The sequence below is a fragment of the Pseudodesulfovibrio sp. lm2024 genome (assembly GCF_051175575.1).
In the GTDB taxonomy this organism is placed as follows: domain Bacteria; phylum Desulfobacterota; class Desulfovibrionia; order Desulfovibrionales; family Desulfovibrionaceae; genus Pseudodesulfovibrio; species Pseudodesulfovibrio caledoniensis.
This window is the reverse complement of sequence record NZ_CP195092.1, coordinates 599886-614000: the sequence shown is the minus strand read 5'-3', so window position 1 is coordinate 614000 and position 14115 is coordinate 599886. Positions and strand designations below refer to the sequence as shown.

15 protein-coding genes are annotated in these 14115 nt (G+C 62.1%); 8 read left to right on the top strand and 7 right to left on the bottom strand.

Annotated features, from left to right (window positions below; all coding sequences use genetic code 11):
- The first annotated feature begins 25 nt into the window (after positions 1-25).
- The 5 genes from ACR42D_RS02800 (at position 26) to ACR42D_RS02780 (ending at position 4343) form a co-directional block, all read left to right on the top strand.
- Entirely contained in the window at positions 26-937 is a 912-nt protein-coding gene (locus ACR42D_RS02800; RefSeq protein ID WP_484565344.1) for a branched-chain amino acid ABC transporter permease, read from the top strand.
- A gap of 16 nt (positions 938-953) precedes the next feature.
- Positions 954-2048 carry a branched-chain amino acid ABC transporter permease gene (locus ACR42D_RS02795; protein WP_484565343.1) on the top strand — a complete coding sequence of 365 codons (1095 nt, stop codon included), beginning with the start codon at positions 954-956 and terminating at the stop codon, positions 2046-2048.
- A gap of 10 nt (positions 2049-2058) precedes the next feature.
- Entirely contained in the window at positions 2059-2826 is a 768-nt protein-coding gene (locus ACR42D_RS02790; RefSeq protein ID WP_484565342.1) for an ABC transporter ATP-binding protein, read from the top strand.
- Complete coding sequence (locus tag ACR42D_RS02785) at positions 2823-3560, top strand: ABC transporter ATP-binding protein (protein WP_484565341.1); 738 nt, start codon at positions 2823-2825, stop codon at positions 3558-3560. The genes ACR42D_RS02790 and ACR42D_RS02785 overlap by 4 nt, the downstream gene beginning before the upstream one ends.
- 165 nt (positions 3561-3725) lie before the next feature.
- The gene (locus ACR42D_RS02780; protein ID WP_484565340.1) at positions 3726-4343 is read left to right on the top strand and encodes a hypothetical protein; all 618 of its coding nucleotides are present in this window, start codon (positions 3726-3728) and stop codon (positions 4341-4343) included.
- A gap of 103 nt (positions 4344-4446) precedes the next feature.
- Here the strand turns inward: ACR42D_RS02780 and ACR42D_RS02775 are convergent, their stop codons facing one another.
- From ACR42D_RS02775 to dsrA, 7 genes are all read right to left on the bottom strand, one after another.
- A complete protein-coding gene (locus tag ACR42D_RS02775; protein ID WP_484565339.1) occupies positions 4447-4941 on the bottom strand; it encodes a peptidylprolyl isomerase in 495 nt (164 codons plus the stop codon).
- 103 nt (positions 4942-5044) lie between these two features.
- Positions 5045-5383, bottom strand: coding sequence for a hypothetical protein (locus tag ACR42D_RS02770; protein ID WP_484565338.1), 339 nt, complete (start codon positions 5381-5383; stop codon positions 5045-5047).
- Between the two features lie 5 nt (positions 5384-5388).
- Positions 5389-6522, bottom strand: coding sequence for a DegT/DnrJ/EryC1/StrS family aminotransferase (locus ACR42D_RS02765; protein WP_484565337.1), 1134 nt, complete (start codon positions 6520-6522; stop codon positions 5389-5391).
- Between the two features lie 76 nt (positions 6523-6598).
- Positions 6599-7984 (bottom strand): cobyrinic acid a,c-diamide synthase CobB, encoded by a 1386-nt coding sequence (locus ACR42D_RS02760; RefSeq protein WP_484565336.1) that lies wholly within the window; start codon positions 7982-7984, stop codon positions 6599-6601.
- 88 nt (positions 7985-8072) lie between these two features.
- Positions 8073-8321, bottom strand: coding sequence for a dissimilatory sulfite reductase D family protein (locus ACR42D_RS02755; protein ID WP_071545912.1), 249 nt, complete (start codon positions 8319-8321; stop codon positions 8073-8075).
- 68 nt (positions 8322-8389) lie between these two features.
- Complete coding sequence (gene dsrB, locus ACR42D_RS02750) at positions 8390-9535, bottom strand: dissimilatory-type sulfite reductase subunit beta (protein WP_484565335.1); 1146 nt, start codon at positions 9533-9535, stop codon at positions 8390-8392.
- Positions 9536-9553: 18 nt separating this feature from the next.
- Positions 9554-10870 (bottom strand): dissimilatory-type sulfite reductase subunit alpha, encoded by a 1317-nt coding sequence (dsrA, locus tag ACR42D_RS02745; RefSeq protein ID WP_484565334.1) that lies wholly within the window; start codon positions 10868-10870, stop codon positions 9554-9556.
- A 378-nt stretch (positions 10871-11248) separates the two neighbouring features.
- On the opposite strand from dsrA, the gene ACR42D_RS02740 reads away from it, so the two are divergent.
- The 3 genes from ACR42D_RS02740 to ACR42D_RS02730 all read left to right on the top strand — a co-directional run bounded on the left by ACR42D_RS02740 (position 11249) and on the right by ACR42D_RS02730 (position 14000).
- Positions 11249-11917 (top strand): YkgJ family cysteine cluster protein, encoded by a 669-nt coding sequence (locus ACR42D_RS02740; protein WP_484565333.1) that lies wholly within the window; start codon positions 11249-11251, stop codon positions 11915-11917.
- 11 nt (positions 11918-11928) lie between these two features.
- A complete protein-coding gene (locus tag ACR42D_RS02735; protein ID WP_484565332.1) occupies positions 11929-12183 on the top strand; it encodes a hypothetical protein in 255 nt (84 codons plus the stop codon).
- 674 nt (positions 12184-12857) lie between these two features.
- The gene (locus ACR42D_RS02730) at positions 12858-14000 is read left to right on the top strand and encodes an IS481 family transposase (RefSeq protein ID WP_484565331.1); all 1143 of its coding nucleotides are present in this window, start codon (positions 12858-12860) and stop codon (positions 13998-14000) included.
- The last annotated feature ends 115 nt before the right edge of the window (positions 14001-14115 follow it).

Genomic DNA, 14115 nt, shown 5'->3' with positions numbered 1-14115 from the left:
CAGAAATTTCCCAGGGAAGGCTATCGTGGACTTCATCATTCAAAACATCATCAACGCCCTGCAGTGGGGAAGCTTCTACGCGCTCATCGCGCTGGGCTACACCCTGGTGTACGGCGTGTTGCGCCTGATCAACTTCGCCCATGGCGATATCTTCATGGTCGGCGCCTACATCGCGTTTTTCGTGGCCGGGTTCCTGCTCGGCCCGGCGCTCGGGTTGTCGCCCATGGCGACATTCCTGCTCGCCGTGCCGCTGACCATGTTCCTGACCGCCTGCGTGGGCGTCACCCTCGAGCGCGTGGCCTACAGGCCGCTGCGACGCAAGGGCGCGCACCGGCTCTACGTGGTCATCACCGCGCTCATGTGCGGGCTGATCCTCGAATACTCCAACCTGGCCGTGCTCGGCGCCAGCCGGTTGAAATTCCCGGAACTGGTCCACAAGACCGTCTGGGACATCGGCGGTGTGACCGTGACCAACCTCAAGGTCATCGTCATCTTCGCGGCCATCGCGGTCTTCGTCATCCTCAATTTCATCGTCACCAAGACCAAGATCGGCATGGCCATGCGCGGCATCTCGTACGACAAGTTCGCCATCCCGCTCATGGGCATCCCCATCGACCAGGTCATCGTGTTCACCTTCATACTGGGCTCCGGCTTCGCGGGCCTGGCCGGTCTGCTGTTCGCCATGTCCTATCCGGTGCTCGAGCCCTTCATGGGCATGCTCATCGGCTGGAAGGCGTTCATCGCGGCGGTCGTCGGCGGCATCGGCGACATCCGAGGCGCGTTCTACGGCGGCTTCCTGCTCGGCTTCATCGAGGTCGGCGTGGTCACCGTGTTCCCGTCCACCTACCGCGACCTGTTCGCCTTCACCATCCTGCTGATCATTCTCTGGATGAAACCGACAGGACTGTTCGGCATGCCGCAGTCCACCAAGATCTAGTCGGGGAGCCAAGCGCATGCAGAAATACTCATTCAATATCCTGATCGCGTTCGCGGCCGTGGTCCTTCTGGTCCTGGCCCAGTACCGCATCCTCGACAACTACATCCAGGCGGTCATCATGTTCGGCGGCATCAACATCATGATGTCCACCTCGCTGAATCTGGTGAACGGCAACATGGGCGAATTCACCTGCGGCCACGCGGCATTCATGTGCGTGGGCGCGTATGTCGCCTCCATCCTGTCCGTGCTCTGCTTCGGCTCCAAGTTCGGCGACCCGCTGTTCCCGGCGGGCGCGTCCTACTTCGTCTTCCCGGTCATCATCCTGATCGGCGGCGTGATTGCGGCCCTGTCCTCCATCCTGGTGGCCCTGCCCTCGTTCAAGACCCGCGACGACTACCTGGCGATCATCACCATCGCGGTCAACTACATGGTCATCTCGGGCATCGAGAACATGGACTTCGTCGGCGGCTCGCGCGGTTTCCAGGGCATGAAGGACACGGTCTGGGCCATGGTCGACGCCACCCCGTCGTGGCTGGCCGGCGACAACGACTTCCCCTGGGTCCTGCTCTACGTCATCCTGTTCACCATCTTCGACATCTGGGTCATCCGCCGGTTCATCACCTCGACCTACGGCAAGGGCGTGAACGCCGTGTGCCAGGACGAGACCGCCGCGGAGATCATGTCGGTGAACACCAACAAGATCAAAACCGTGAACTTCATGATCTCGGCCGGACTGGCCGGATGCGCGGGCGGCCTGTTCGCCCACGTGGTCGGCTACGTCAACCCGCAGTCGTTCAACATCCTCAAGTCCACCGAGGCCATGGTCATGGTCTACCTGGGCGGCATGGGCTCGCTCTCGGGCGCGGTCCTCTCGGCCATTGTCTTCACCTTCCTGCTCGAGATCCTCCGTTCCCAGGCGCTCATCGACTTCCTGCTGGCCCCGGCCACCTTCGTGTTCCCGGACTGGGAGCCGTCGGCGGGCGTCATCAAGTGGGTCATGATCCCCCTGCTCCTGGTCCTGATCATGCAGTTCAGGCCCGAGGGCATCATGGGCAACAAGGAGTTGTCGGACGTGTTCCCGAAGCTCAAAAAATACTACACGTTCAAATAGGGGGCTGTTCATGTCACTGCTTAAAATAGACAGCCTCACCCAACGGTTCGGCGGCCTTCAGGCCGTCAGCGAGTTCTCGGTGGACATGCAGGGCGGCGAACTGATGGGGCTGATCGGCCCCAACGGCGCGGGCAAGACCACCATCTTCAACCTGATCTCCGGCTTCTACCAGCCCACCGAGGGGACCATCACCTTCGACGGCAAGCCCACGGCCGGGCTCAAGCCCCACCAGGTCACGTCCATGGGCATCGCCCGGACCTTCCAGAACATCCGCCTGTGGCACGACATGACCGTGCTGGACAACATCCGCATCGCCCAGCACTACCGCCTCGGCTATTCGGTCCTGGATTCGGTCATACGCGGCAAGAAATACCGCGCCCGAGAGGCGCGCATCCTGGAGATCGCCGAGGAGCTGCTCGAGGCCATGTCCCTGACCGACGTGGCCATGGAGTATCCCAAGAACCTGCCCTACGGCCTGCAGCGCCGGGTGGAGATCGCCCGGGCCATGTCCATCCGGCCCAAGCTCCTGCTCCTCGACGAGCCGGCGGCGGGCCTGAACTCCAAGGACGTGGAGGACCTGATCACCCTGGTCAGGGGCATCCACGAGCGCTTCGACATCACCATCTTCATGATCGAGCATCAGATGAAGGTCGTCACCTCGCTGTGCCAGTGGATCAAGGTCATCGACTTCGGCTCCACCATCGCCGAGGGCACCCCTGAAGACATCCAGAGCAACCCGGCCGTCATCAAGGCCTATCTTGGAGACGACAACATATGACTACTCCCTTACTCGAAGTCGAAAACCTGTACGTCAAGTACGGCAACATCGAAGCCCTGCACGGCATCTCCTTCACCGTGGGCGAGGGCGAGATCGTCACCCTCATCGGCGCCAACGGCGCGGGCAAGTCGACCACCCTCATGTCCATCGCCCAGCTGCCGCCGCCCGAGGCCCCCAAGGTCATCAAGGGCGACATCCGCTTCAAGGGCCAGTCCATCCTGGGCATGTCCGCCGACAAGGTCGTCTCGGACCTGCACATGGCCCTGGTCCCGGAGGGACGCCACATATTCGGCAACCTGACCGTGGAGGAAAACCTCAAGATCGCCACCTACTCCCGCAAGGACGGGCAGGCAGAGATCGACCGGGACTACAAGCGCGTCTACACCCTGTTCCCGCGCCTGGACGAGCGCAAGAAGCAGCGCTCCGAGTCCCTGTCCGGCGGCGAGCAGCAGATGCTGGCCGTGGGCCGCGCCATCCTGTCCGGCTGCCGGGTGATCATGCTCGACGAGCCGTCCATGGGATTGGCCCCCCTGCTCATGTACGACATGTTCCGCACCCTCAGGGAGCTGAACGAGGAAGGCATGACCATCCTGCTCATCGAACAGAACGCCAACCTGGCGCTCAAGTTCGCCCACCGGGGCTACGTCATCGACACCGGCGAGATCGTGGCCCAGGGCACGTCTGCCGAGCTGATGGAAAACCCGGAGGTCAAGAAGGCGTACCTCGGCGGCTAATCCCCATCAACACGCAAAGCAAAGGGGCTGTCCTGCCGGGCAGCCCTTTTTTGCGTCCATTCCCGTCCGCAGCCAATTAATATTTCTTAAGCTTGGCACGCCTTGTGCTGTGTCCGGCAAAGGGAAAAAGATTCCTCATGAGAAACGGCAACAGCGGGAGTAAGCATGTCGACAACATCCATCGGACGGGATCTGATCACCAACACCTATACGCTGCTTCGCGGCTCGATCGAGGAGAAACAGCTTCGCGAACAGGCCAGGAAGATGGACGAGGAAAGCTCCAAGAAAGCGGGGTCCTCGGGCCTGGCCTCGGAAATTTCGTCCATCCTGGACCAGATTCCCAAGGGGGACGACAACCGGCTCTCCTTCCAGGATGTCCAGGACTACCGGGAGAAACTCGGCGACAAGTGGGACCGCGAGGTCATGGCCGACCTGAAGAAGCTCGGCGTGGACGTGTCCACCGAATTCGCCATGACCTACGACCCGGAAACGGGCAAGGTCACGGTCCCGGCCTCCACCAAGAACGCGGATATCATCAACAAATATTTCGAGGACAACCCTGACAAGGTCAAGGAGTTCCGGGACATCATCCAGCTGGGCAAACTGACCGCCACGGCTTCCAGCCAGCTCTCGCAGAGCCAGATGATGACCAGCATGCGGCAGCAGTCCATGGCCTGGTGGTACGCGGACAACACCAATCCGACAAGCTGGTTCGATGGCGGCGGCCTGCTGGCCATGGGCGGGAGCAGCGCCGCCTACTCCGGCCTGAACCTGATGGTCTAGCGACCACCTTACACACGGCAAAAAAGGCGCGCCCGTAACAGGGCGCGCCTTTTATTTGGATCGTCGCGTCTCCCGCGCCCGAAGGCCGGGGAGCAATCGGCCGCTATTCGACGACCGTGGCCTTGTCGATGACCACGGGCTCGAGCGGGACGTCGTCGTGGAAACCGTGGCGGCCGGTGGCCACGTCCTTGATCTTGTCCACGGTGTCCTGGCCTTCCACGACCTTGCCGAACACGGCGTAGCCCCAACCCTGGGGGGTCTCGGAAGAGAAGTTCAGGAAGCCGTTGTCCTTGACGTTGATGAAGAACTGGGACGAGGCGGAGTGCGGGTCCATGGTCCGGGCCATGGCCAGGGTGTACTTGTCGTTGGTCAGGCCGTTGTTGGCCTCGTTCTGGATGGGCTCGCGGGTCGTCTTTTCCTTCATGTCCGGGTCCATGCCGCCGCCCTGGATCATGAAATTGGAGATCACGCGGTGGAAGATCAGGCCATCGTAGAAGCCCTCTTCCACATACTGCTGGAAGTTGGCCGCTGTTTTGGGGGCCTTCTCGAAATCGAGTTCGATGACGATGTCGCCCATGCTGGTTTCCATCTTGATCATGAATACGCTCCTTTGTGCCGGGTCGCGCCCGGCGTGATGTCGTTAGGGGCTTACCCCTTACCAAAGCCCGGTGCGCCTGGCAAATGAGGCCGCCGGGCCGGGCCTATTGGCCTGCGGCCGTACCGTCCTGGCCCGAGGGGGCCTGGACGCCGGGGTCGTAGAACATGCCCAGCCCCTCGTTGGGCGAGGCCTGCTGCCGCACCAGGGCCGGGTTCTCGGCCTGGAAGGTCAGCAGGGAGCCGAGCTTGAGGATGTTCCGCTCGATGACCAGTTCGGCCTGGGGCTCGACGATCTCCGTCTGCTTGGCCGTGTGCGGGCTCTCCGGACTGAAGTTGACCGGCGGCGGCCCGTCCACGAACCCCGTGACCAGATAGGCCAGGGCCACCCCGGCCATGACCGGCTTGAGCACCCGGACCATGCCGCCCCAGGTCAACCTGGACACGCGCCCTACCCCTTGAGGACCTTGACGATCTTTTCCTGATCCTCGGCGGTCAGGTAGGGGTGCATGGGCAGCGCGAAGATGCGCGAGGAGGCGTCCTCGGACACCGGGAAGTCGCCCATGGAGTAGCCCAGATCGGCGAACGCCGTCTGCAGGTGCAGCGGCTTGGGATAGTAGATGACCGACGGTATGGACGCCTCGGACAGCCGTCCCATGATCTCGGCGCGCTGCTCGGTGTCCCGGGCCAGCACGCAGTACTGGGCCCAGACCGAAACGTTGCCCTCGGGCACGGACGGCGGGGTCAGGCCGTCCACTTCGGACAAGAGCTCGGCGTAGCGGGCGGCCACTTCCTGGCGTTTCTCGATCTCGCCGGGGAAGATGCCGAACTTGGCCAGGAGCACGCCGGCCTGCATGGAGTCCATGCGGGCGGTCAGCCCCAGCCGGTCGTTGTCGTACTTGTCCGTGGGGCTCATGCCGTGCACGCGGACGGAGACCAGGAGCTGGTGCAGTTCCTCGTTGTTGACGAAGACCATGCCGCCGTCGCCGTAGCAGCCCAGCGGCTTGGCCGGAAAGAACGAAGTGCAGGCCAGATCGCCCAGGGCGCACACGGACTTGCCCTTGTAGATGGCGCCGAAGGACTGGGCCGCGTCCACCAGCAGGAACAGGCCGGAGTTGTGGACCATGGGTTCGATGGCGTCGTAGTCAGCGGGCTGGCCGAAGATATCCACGGCGATGACGCCGCGCGAGGTCAGGTCCTTGCGGTTCTCGCGAACATAGCGGATCTTGCGCCGCAGGTCGTCCGGGTCGATGTTGAAGGTCACCGGGTCGATGTCCACGAAGACCGGGGTCGCGCCGAGCAGGGCGACCACCTCGGCGGTGGCGATGAAGGTGAACGGGGTGGTGAAGATGGCGTCCCCCGGGCCCACGCCCAGGGCCATGAGGGACATGAGCAGGGCGTCGGTGCCGGACGAGCAGCTCACCGCGTGGGACACGCCCACGTAGTCGGCCAGTTTGGACTCGAGTTCCCGGATCTCCGGGCCCATGACATAGGCGCCGTGTTCCAGGACGCCTTCGATATTGGCTTTGATCTGATCTTCGATCTGCCTGTACTGCGTTTTCAGGTCAATGAACGGTATACTCATTCTAAATACTCGCTTGTAGGAGTGGGTGATTGTGTGGCGGCAGTGTCTCACGAAAGACCATGCCGAGACAAGGGGTTTACCGCTCCCCTCCCCGGCGGGCGGCCGCGGCGGCCACGAACCGCTCGGCCCAGCCGGGCACGGCAAGGGCGTGGATATGGTTGTATCCGGCCCAGGTGTTCTTGTGCAGGAAGCCGTCGCGGCCGAGCGCGCTGCCCTGGCCGCGGATCATGCGCAGCCCGTGGCGCAGGTCGGCCGCGCCGTCGGACACGCACATGGAATAGTGAAATTCGTGGCCCAGGACGCGCGCGCCCTTGGGGAAGAAGACCGTGTCCTCGACCACCTCGGCCTCGGTGTAGCCCAATCCCTGCGGGCGGGGACAGAAAGACGTGGTCAGAGGAAAAACGCCTGCCATCCGATGGCTGCGGCCGTCGATCTCGAGCAGGTCGCACAGAACCATGAACCCGCCGCACTCGGCGTAGACGGGCATGCCCGACTCGGCCAGCGACCGGAGGTAGCGCAGCGCGGGCCGGTTGGCCGCTATCCGCTCGGCAAAGACCTCGGGAAACCCGCCGCCGAGGTACAGCCCGTCGATCTCGGGCCAGGGCTCGCCGTCCAGCAGGCTCAAGCGGACCAGCTCGGCCCCGGCATGTTCCAGGGCCTCAAGGTTCTCGGGGTAGTAGAACCACAGGGCCGCGTCGTGCACGTAGCCGATGCGCGCCGTCTTTTCGGCCGGGGGGCCGGGAAATATGGGACCGGGCTCGGGGCCGAAGTCCGGGGCCGCCTGCGCGGCCTCAAAGATGGAATCCAGGTCCAGCCACTCGGCGGCGGCGTCGGCCAACCGGTCCAGATGGGCCGAGCCGTCGTACTCCTGGTCGGACATGAGCCCCATATGGCGCTCGGGGATGGGGTTCTTCATCTTGGGCAGCATGCCCAGCACCGGCACGTCGCAATAGGTCTCCATGGACCGGCGCAGCACGGCCCGATGCCGCTCGCCCGCAGTGCGGTTGAGGATGACCCCGGCCAGGTTCAGGCCGGGCTCGAACCCGACGCATCCCTGGACGATGGCGGCCACGGTGCGGGTCATCTTGGTGCAGTCGATAGCCAGGACCACCGGGCAGTCGAGCATGCGGGCCAGCTCGGCGCTGGAGCAGGAGCCCTGTTCGTCCATGCCGTCGAACAGCCCGCGGTTACCCTCGATGAGGCTCAGGTCCGCCCCCTTGGAGCGGTGAAAGAACAGGGAGCGGATGACGTCGCGGGAGTGGAAAAAGGGATCCAGGTTGGAGCACTGGCGGTCGGCCGCCAGGGCGAGCCACTGGGCGTCGATGTAGTCAGGGCCTTTCTTGAACGGGGCTACCACCCGCCCCCGGCGCGTGAAGGCGCGGGCGCAGGCCAGGGAGACGATGGTCTTCCCGGTGCCGCCGGACAATCCGGCCAGGAGTATGCGCGGGATGGATTCGGACACGTTTGAAACCGGGCTTAATGAACCAAGAAAGCCTTGCCCGTCATCCTGTGGACGAGGGCAAGGCTTGAAAACCGATCAGAAACGAAGATTAATCTTCGCCCTCGGAGTGGGCCTGCTTGCCGACACCGGCCAGGCCGTACATGGTGGTGGACCCGGAGGACCAGAACACCATCTTTTCTTCCTGGACCAGTTCGGTCAGGAGTTTTTTAACAGCGCGGCTCTTCTCATCCGGGAAGAGCTTGGTGAAGTCGTTGAAGTAGAACTTGGTCTTCGACGCGGACTTCTCTTCGCAGAACTTGAGGATTTCAGCCTTTCCGGCTTCGGGATCGAGTGCCATGACGGACTCCTTATTGTTGCATAAAGACGGGGTACGGCGGAGTCGCCGTACCCCGAATCTTCATTATCTTACCACTTGAACTGCGTGGTCTGGCGCCAAGTGTAGTACGCCGGATCACGGAAGTCATCGATCAGGTGCTCGCTGAAGGGCAGGTCGCATTTCTCGAAGAAACGCTCCCAACCGATGCGGGTCGCCCAGTCGCCCAGACGCTCGTACTTGTTGGCATCCTGAGCGTAGGTGTCGAGGATCTTCTTGATCACCTTGGTCAGCGTGGGCCAGCGAGGCGGCTCGTTGGGCACGAAGGGCACCACGACCTTGGAGAAGGCGGGCTTGGTGATACGGTTGGAGATCTTACCGCCGACCATGATGGCGATACCGTCGCCCTCGCCGTCAGACAGCGGCAGGGACGGGCACATGGTGTAGCAGTTACCGCAGAACATGCAGCGCTCTTCCTTAATGGCGACGGTCTTGTAGGTCTCGCCGTCGAGCTCGACCTTGGACGGACGGACTGCACCGGTGGGGCAGGCGGCCACGGCCAGGGGAATCTCGCACAGGTTGTCGAGGAACTTGTGGTCGATGAGAGGCGGCTTGCGGTGAATACCGAGAATGGCGATATCGGAGCAGTGCACCGCGCCGCACATGTTCAGGCAGCAGGCCATGGAGATGCGCACCGGAGCGGGCAGCTTCATGTCGGTGAAGTCGTCGAAGACGACGTCCATGGTGGCCTTGACGGTACCGGAAGCGTCGGTAGCCGGGGTGTGGCAGTGGACCCAACCCTGGGTGTGGACGATGTTCGTCACACCGGCACCGGTGCCGCCGACCGGGAACTTGTAAGCGCCGCCGGGGAACTTCTGGTCGTTCAGGTAAGCCTTGAGTTCCTTGGCGGCCTCTTCGGTCTCGACCTGGAACTCGAGGTTGTTACGGGTGGTGAAACGGACGTAACCGCCGGAGAACTTGTCGGCGATGTCGCAGATTTCACGAATATGAGTGACGGACATCAGGCGGGCGGTACCGGCGCGGACGGTGTAGGTCTTGTCGCCGGACAGGGCCACGTGCAGCAGGATGCCGGGCTCGATGATCTCATGGTAGTCCCATTTACCAAAGTTTTCTTTGATAACCGGGGGCAGATACTCACCGAAGTGACGAGGTCCGATGTCGGAGATCCGACCTTCCATCGGTTTGTCGGGATTGTACCCAGAAGAAATAAAAGCCATATTGATACACTCCTCTTTTTAGCGCTGGTGACGCTTGCGGAAATCGTTGATATCGCGTTCCCAACCACCTTCGACATCTTCGGCTTTCCAGAAGATGTAGGGGTTGTGGCGAGGCTCCTGGACCTGGCGGGCGTCAACCGGGACACCAGCGGCGTCGATCAGGGCGGCCATGCCCAGACGCTTCATGGTCTCACCGATACGCTCACGGTTCTTGCCCTCTTCCATCCACCAATCCCAGATGTTTTCGACGATGTCCTTGATGGCCTGGTAATCGTCGTCCTTGTTGACTTCGATGAAAGGCACGAGCAGGGAACCCATCTGGGGACCGTCGAGGATCGGGGCCTTGGCGCCACACAGGATGGAGCAGCCGCGTTCGTCACCGATCTTCAGGGCGCGAGGCATGGTGTTGATGCAGTGCATGCAACGGACGCACTCCTTGTTGTCGATGGTCAGCTTGCCATCGTAGGAGATGCACTTGGACGGACACAGGTCAACGACTTCCTTCTGGATGTCGAACGCGCCCCAGTCGCGGCCCGCGTGGGCGCCGGCGTTGGGAGCGATCTCACCGCCGACGTAGGCGGCGACGACTTCCTGGTTGATCTTGATTTCATCTTTCCAGGTGCCGATGAAGGAAAGGTCGGAACGAGCGATGGCGGCAACGCAACCGTTGGGGCAACCGTCGAACTTGAATTTGAACTTGTAGGGGAACGCCGGGCGATGGAGCTCGTCCTGGTATTCCTGGGTCAGGTTGTAGCACAGCTCCTGGGAGTCGTAACAGGCGTACTCGCAACGGGACATGCCGAGGCAGGTGGCCGGGGTACGCAGGTTGGAGCCGGAGCCGCCGAGGTCGATCTCGAGGTCGTGGGTCAGTTCCCAGAAGATCTCCTCGAGCTGCGGGGTGGTGGTGCCCAGGAACACGATGTCGCCGGTGGCGCCGTGCATGTTGGTCAGGCCGGAACCGCGAAGGTCCCAAATCTTGACCAGGTTGCGCAGCAGCTCGGTGTTGTACCACTTGCCGTTGGGCTGAGCCACGCGGACAGTGTGGAAGTGAGCGACGCCGGGGAACATCTGGGGCTGGTCACAGTAACGGCCGATAACGCCGCCGCCGTAACCGAAGACGCCGACGATGCCGCCGTGTTTCCAGTGGGTTTCACCGTCGGTGTACGACATTTCGAGAACACCCAGCAAATCGTCGGGACAATCGACGGGGATCTGGTAATCCAGACCCTTCTCGTTCTTGGCTCGAGCGTCAGCCTCCTGTTTAATGTCGGATACGAAGCTGGGCCACGGGCCGCTTTCCAGCTGATCCAACAGAGGAGTTTTGTGTTTCGCCATTCCCTTAACCTCCATTGTTTGATTAAGATGTTGCCATCAACCATTTTTGCGCCCGGGCCGGCAAATGGTGAAAAAATTCACCCAGAGCCAGAACGCCTTACCTACTTAACGCAACCACCTGGAATAACGGCAATTGCGCCAATATTCACAAGGTATGCAGGGCTGATAATGTACTGGACCGTTCGGTTTTCTGTCAACCGAAATATCCAAGAAACCATTGTCAACCCACAGTTTGCGGACTCATTAGACAACCTGATTTCGGGATCGTTTGCCACCCCCGGTCTTGCCTTCGCGGCCGAGCCGGAGTATCGGACCCTTGGCACAGGATATGGACCGCCATAAGCGTTACCGCAAAAGGGTATAAGGAGCAACACAAACTTGCAAATTCCAAACACTAATGAACCGCAATGCCGGTGTTGCGGGAAGTGCTGCCGCGAAGGCGGCCCGGCCCTCCACACCCAGGATATTCCGCTCATCCAGGACGGCACCATCCCCCTGGCCGACATCGTCACCCTGCGCGTCGGGGAATGGGTTTTTGACCAGCCCCGGCAGGAGATCGTGCCGCTGACGGCAGAGATGCTCAAGATCAAGGGGCAAGGCAGTACCTGGACCTGCCTCTATTTAAGCCCGGAGAGCAATCTCTGCGGCGTGTACGAGACCCGCCCCGCCGAGTGCGAGGCCCTGTTCTGCGAGGACACCGCCCCGCTCCAGGCCATGTACGGCAAAGACCGGCTGTCCCGCGCCGACCTGCTGCCCGAAGGACACCCCCTGCTCGAACTCATGGCCGAGCACGACCGCCGCTGTCCGCCGTCGCGCATGGAGGACCTGGCCAAGGCCGCCCGCGAGGGTGACCGCGAGGCCGGCGAAGCGCTCAGGGAGATGGTTGCCTACGACATGGAGATGCGCCGCCTGGTGCCGCAGAAATCCGGCATGCCCGCCGAACTGAACGACTTTTTCTTCGGCAGGCCCCTGCGGGTGCTGCTCGGCGCCATGAACGTCAAGGTCTACGACACGGGCGACACGGTCCGCTTCAACTTCCAAGCCTAGGAGAACACGCCATGAAAGATGAACGCGGCGTCTACTACACCCCTTCCCTGCAGCACCCCGAGGTGCGCATGTACGTGCGCGACAACGAGGGGGAAATCGAATTTCGGCTCTACAACCCCGACGAGCCGGTCATCTGGGAGAAACACCAGTGGGTCCCCTACGGGGCCATCCAGGCCGCGGCGGCCATGTTCCGCGAAAAGAACACGGACCGGAATCCGCTGGCCCTCTACGACCTGGACATCGCCCGCAAGCTCCTCGGCGACTAACCGACTGAATACAAACAATAAACTATCCACTTTCCCTACCGCCCGGTCCTGCCGGGCGGTTTTATTTTACCGAATGGGAATTTCTCCCGGCAAAGGGAGGCAACATCAGGACGTTCCCCTATTGTATTTGGCATAAAAGTATGAGTGTATGAGCACCAAGAACGACATCAATTGTTTTCCCGGCAATCCCCGCCGGGAACTCCCCCCGAAAGGCTCCAATCACCGCCATGGAGCCTTTCTTTTTGCCTTCTTTTGCGCGCGGCTTCCGATAGCGGCGCATCCGCACATTTTCCGAGGGGGTGTTTCATCCTCACGTTGGGGGACTACGCTGTGGTGAAGCACCCCCTCGCTATACCTGGGGCACAAGATCTTGTACGGCTCGAATACTCGCCTACAATTCACTTGAAATGCACGGCTGCACCACTCTCGAAAGCCTGACACCGTGCATGGCGAGAGCCGCTGTCGCTGTTCATGAGAAAAAACTGCACCCTAGTGCTCACGCTCCGCCGAAGGCGGCTATAAAAAGTTTCGGAGGGAAAGGGGGATGGGGGTCCGGGGGAAGGGGAGAGGGGGTACAGCCCGGGTACATAGGTAACACATTAGCCCGGGAACAGGGGTAACACTTTGGGCATGAGAGCCTGGAGGTGCCCATGCCCTGGAATGAGGTCAGACCTATGGATCAACGATGGCTGTTTGTGATGGAGGCGCAGCTTGGCGCCGAGGCCCTGTCGGCATTGTGCCGCAAGTACGGCATCAGTCGAAAAACAGGATACAAGTGGCTGAAACGATACCATGAACTCGGCAAGTTCGGATTCATGGAGCTGACCAGGAGGCCGCGCGGTTGTCCGCATAGGACGCCTGTTGAAATGCGGGAGGCCGTCGTGGCCCTGCGCAAGGCGTGGCCGGGCATCGGGCCGCGCAAGATCGCCGGTGAGCTGCGCAATCGGGGGCTCCGGCCTCCCTCCCACAGCACCATCGCCCTCATCCTCAAGGACGCGGGGCTGGTCAAGGCGCGCAGGCGGCGCAACGCCCGGTTTCGGCAATGGCCAGACACGCTGACGGAGCCCGAGCATCCCAACCACGTCTGGAGCGTCGACTACAAGGGCTGGTTCAGGATGCTTTGCGGAAGCACCTGCTATCCATTAACGATTATGGACAGTTACAGCCGATTTCTCGTGGGGTGCGAGGCCCTGTCCCGGCCCGCCTTCGCGCCCACGCGGGAGGCCTTCGACCGGACTTTCGCCCGATTCGGCCTGCCCGAAATAATCCGCGTGGATAACGGAACGCCGTTCGCGGGGGCGGGAGCGGGCGGCCTGTCCCGGCTGAGTGCTCTTTGGCTGCGGTTGGGGATCGACGTGGAGTTTATCGAGCCGGGCAAGCCGCAACAAAACGGGGCGCACGAGCGGATGCACCGCAGCCTCAAGCGGGAAATCCGCCTGGGCAGAGGGCTGCGGCAACAGCAGCGCCGCTTCCGCGCCTGGCGTCGGCACTACAACCACAACAGGCCCCATGAAGCGTTGGGCATGGCCGTCCCAGCCCAGGTCTACGTCCGATCGGAGAGAAGATATCCAGCTGAAATACCGGACTTTCAATACGCCGCACAGCACACTGTCCGGCGGGTCAAAAACACCGGGGAAATCAAGTGGAGGGGCCGCAGGCGGTACATCAGCCAGGGCCTGGCCGGCAGTCTGATCGGCCTTCTGGAAAACCGCGCCGGCGACTTGAACATCTACGCCGGATCAGTCCTGCTCGGCATCTTGCCCGCCTCCGGTTCCGGGGGCCTGATCAGGCCCCCGGAACCGGTAGACGAACAATAAAAGTGTTACCCATGTACCCGGGCAGAAGTGTTACCCATGTTTCCGGTTGCACAGGGAAGCCCTTTTCAAAGGGGTCCCTTTCCCCCTTCCCCCGGCCGCCGGAGGCCTCCTCCGC

Bases quoted from the DNA above. Each gene is read 5' to 3' on its own strand.
- ACR42D_RS02730 (WP_484565331.1), top strand. From the start codon at position 12,858: ATGGATCAACGATGGCTGTTTGTGATGGAGGCGCAGCTTGGCGCCGAG.
- ACR42D_RS02780 (WP_484565340.1), top strand. From the start codon at position 3,726: ATGTCGACAACATCCATCGGACGGGATCTGATCACCAACACCTATACG.
- dsrB (WP_484565335.1), bottom strand. From the start codon at position 9,535: ATGGCTTTTATTTCTTCTGGGTACAATCCCGACAAACCGATGGAAGGT.
- ACR42D_RS02795 (WP_484565343.1), top strand. From the start codon at position 954: ATGCAGAAATACTCATTCAATATCCTGATCGCGTTCGCGGCCGTGGTC.
- dsrA (WP_484565334.1), bottom strand. From the start codon at position 10,870: ATGGCGAAACACAAAACTCCTCTGTTGGATCAGCTGGAAAGCGGCCCG.
- ACR42D_RS02735 (WP_484565332.1), top strand. From the start codon at position 11,929: ATGAAAGATGAACGCGGCGTCTACTACACCCCTTCCCTGCAGCACCCC.
- ACR42D_RS02775 (WP_484565339.1), bottom strand. From the start codon at position 4,941: ATGATCAAGATGGAAACCAGCATGGGCGACATCGTCATCGAACTCGAT.
- ACR42D_RS02765 (WP_484565337.1), bottom strand. From the start codon at position 6,522: ATGAGTATACCGTTCATTGACCTGAAAACGCAGTACAGGCAGATCGAA.
- ACR42D_RS02755 (WP_071545912.1), bottom strand. From the start codon at position 8,321: ATGGCACTCGATCCCGAAGCCGGAAAGGCTGAAATCCTCAAGTTCTGC.
- ACR42D_RS02785 (WP_484565341.1), top strand. From the start codon at position 2,823: ATGACTACTCCCTTACTCGAAGTCGAAAACCTGTACGTCAAGTACGGC.
- ACR42D_RS02790 (WP_484565342.1), top strand. From the start codon at position 2,059: ATGTCACTGCTTAAAATAGACAGCCTCACCCAACGGTTCGGCGGCCTT.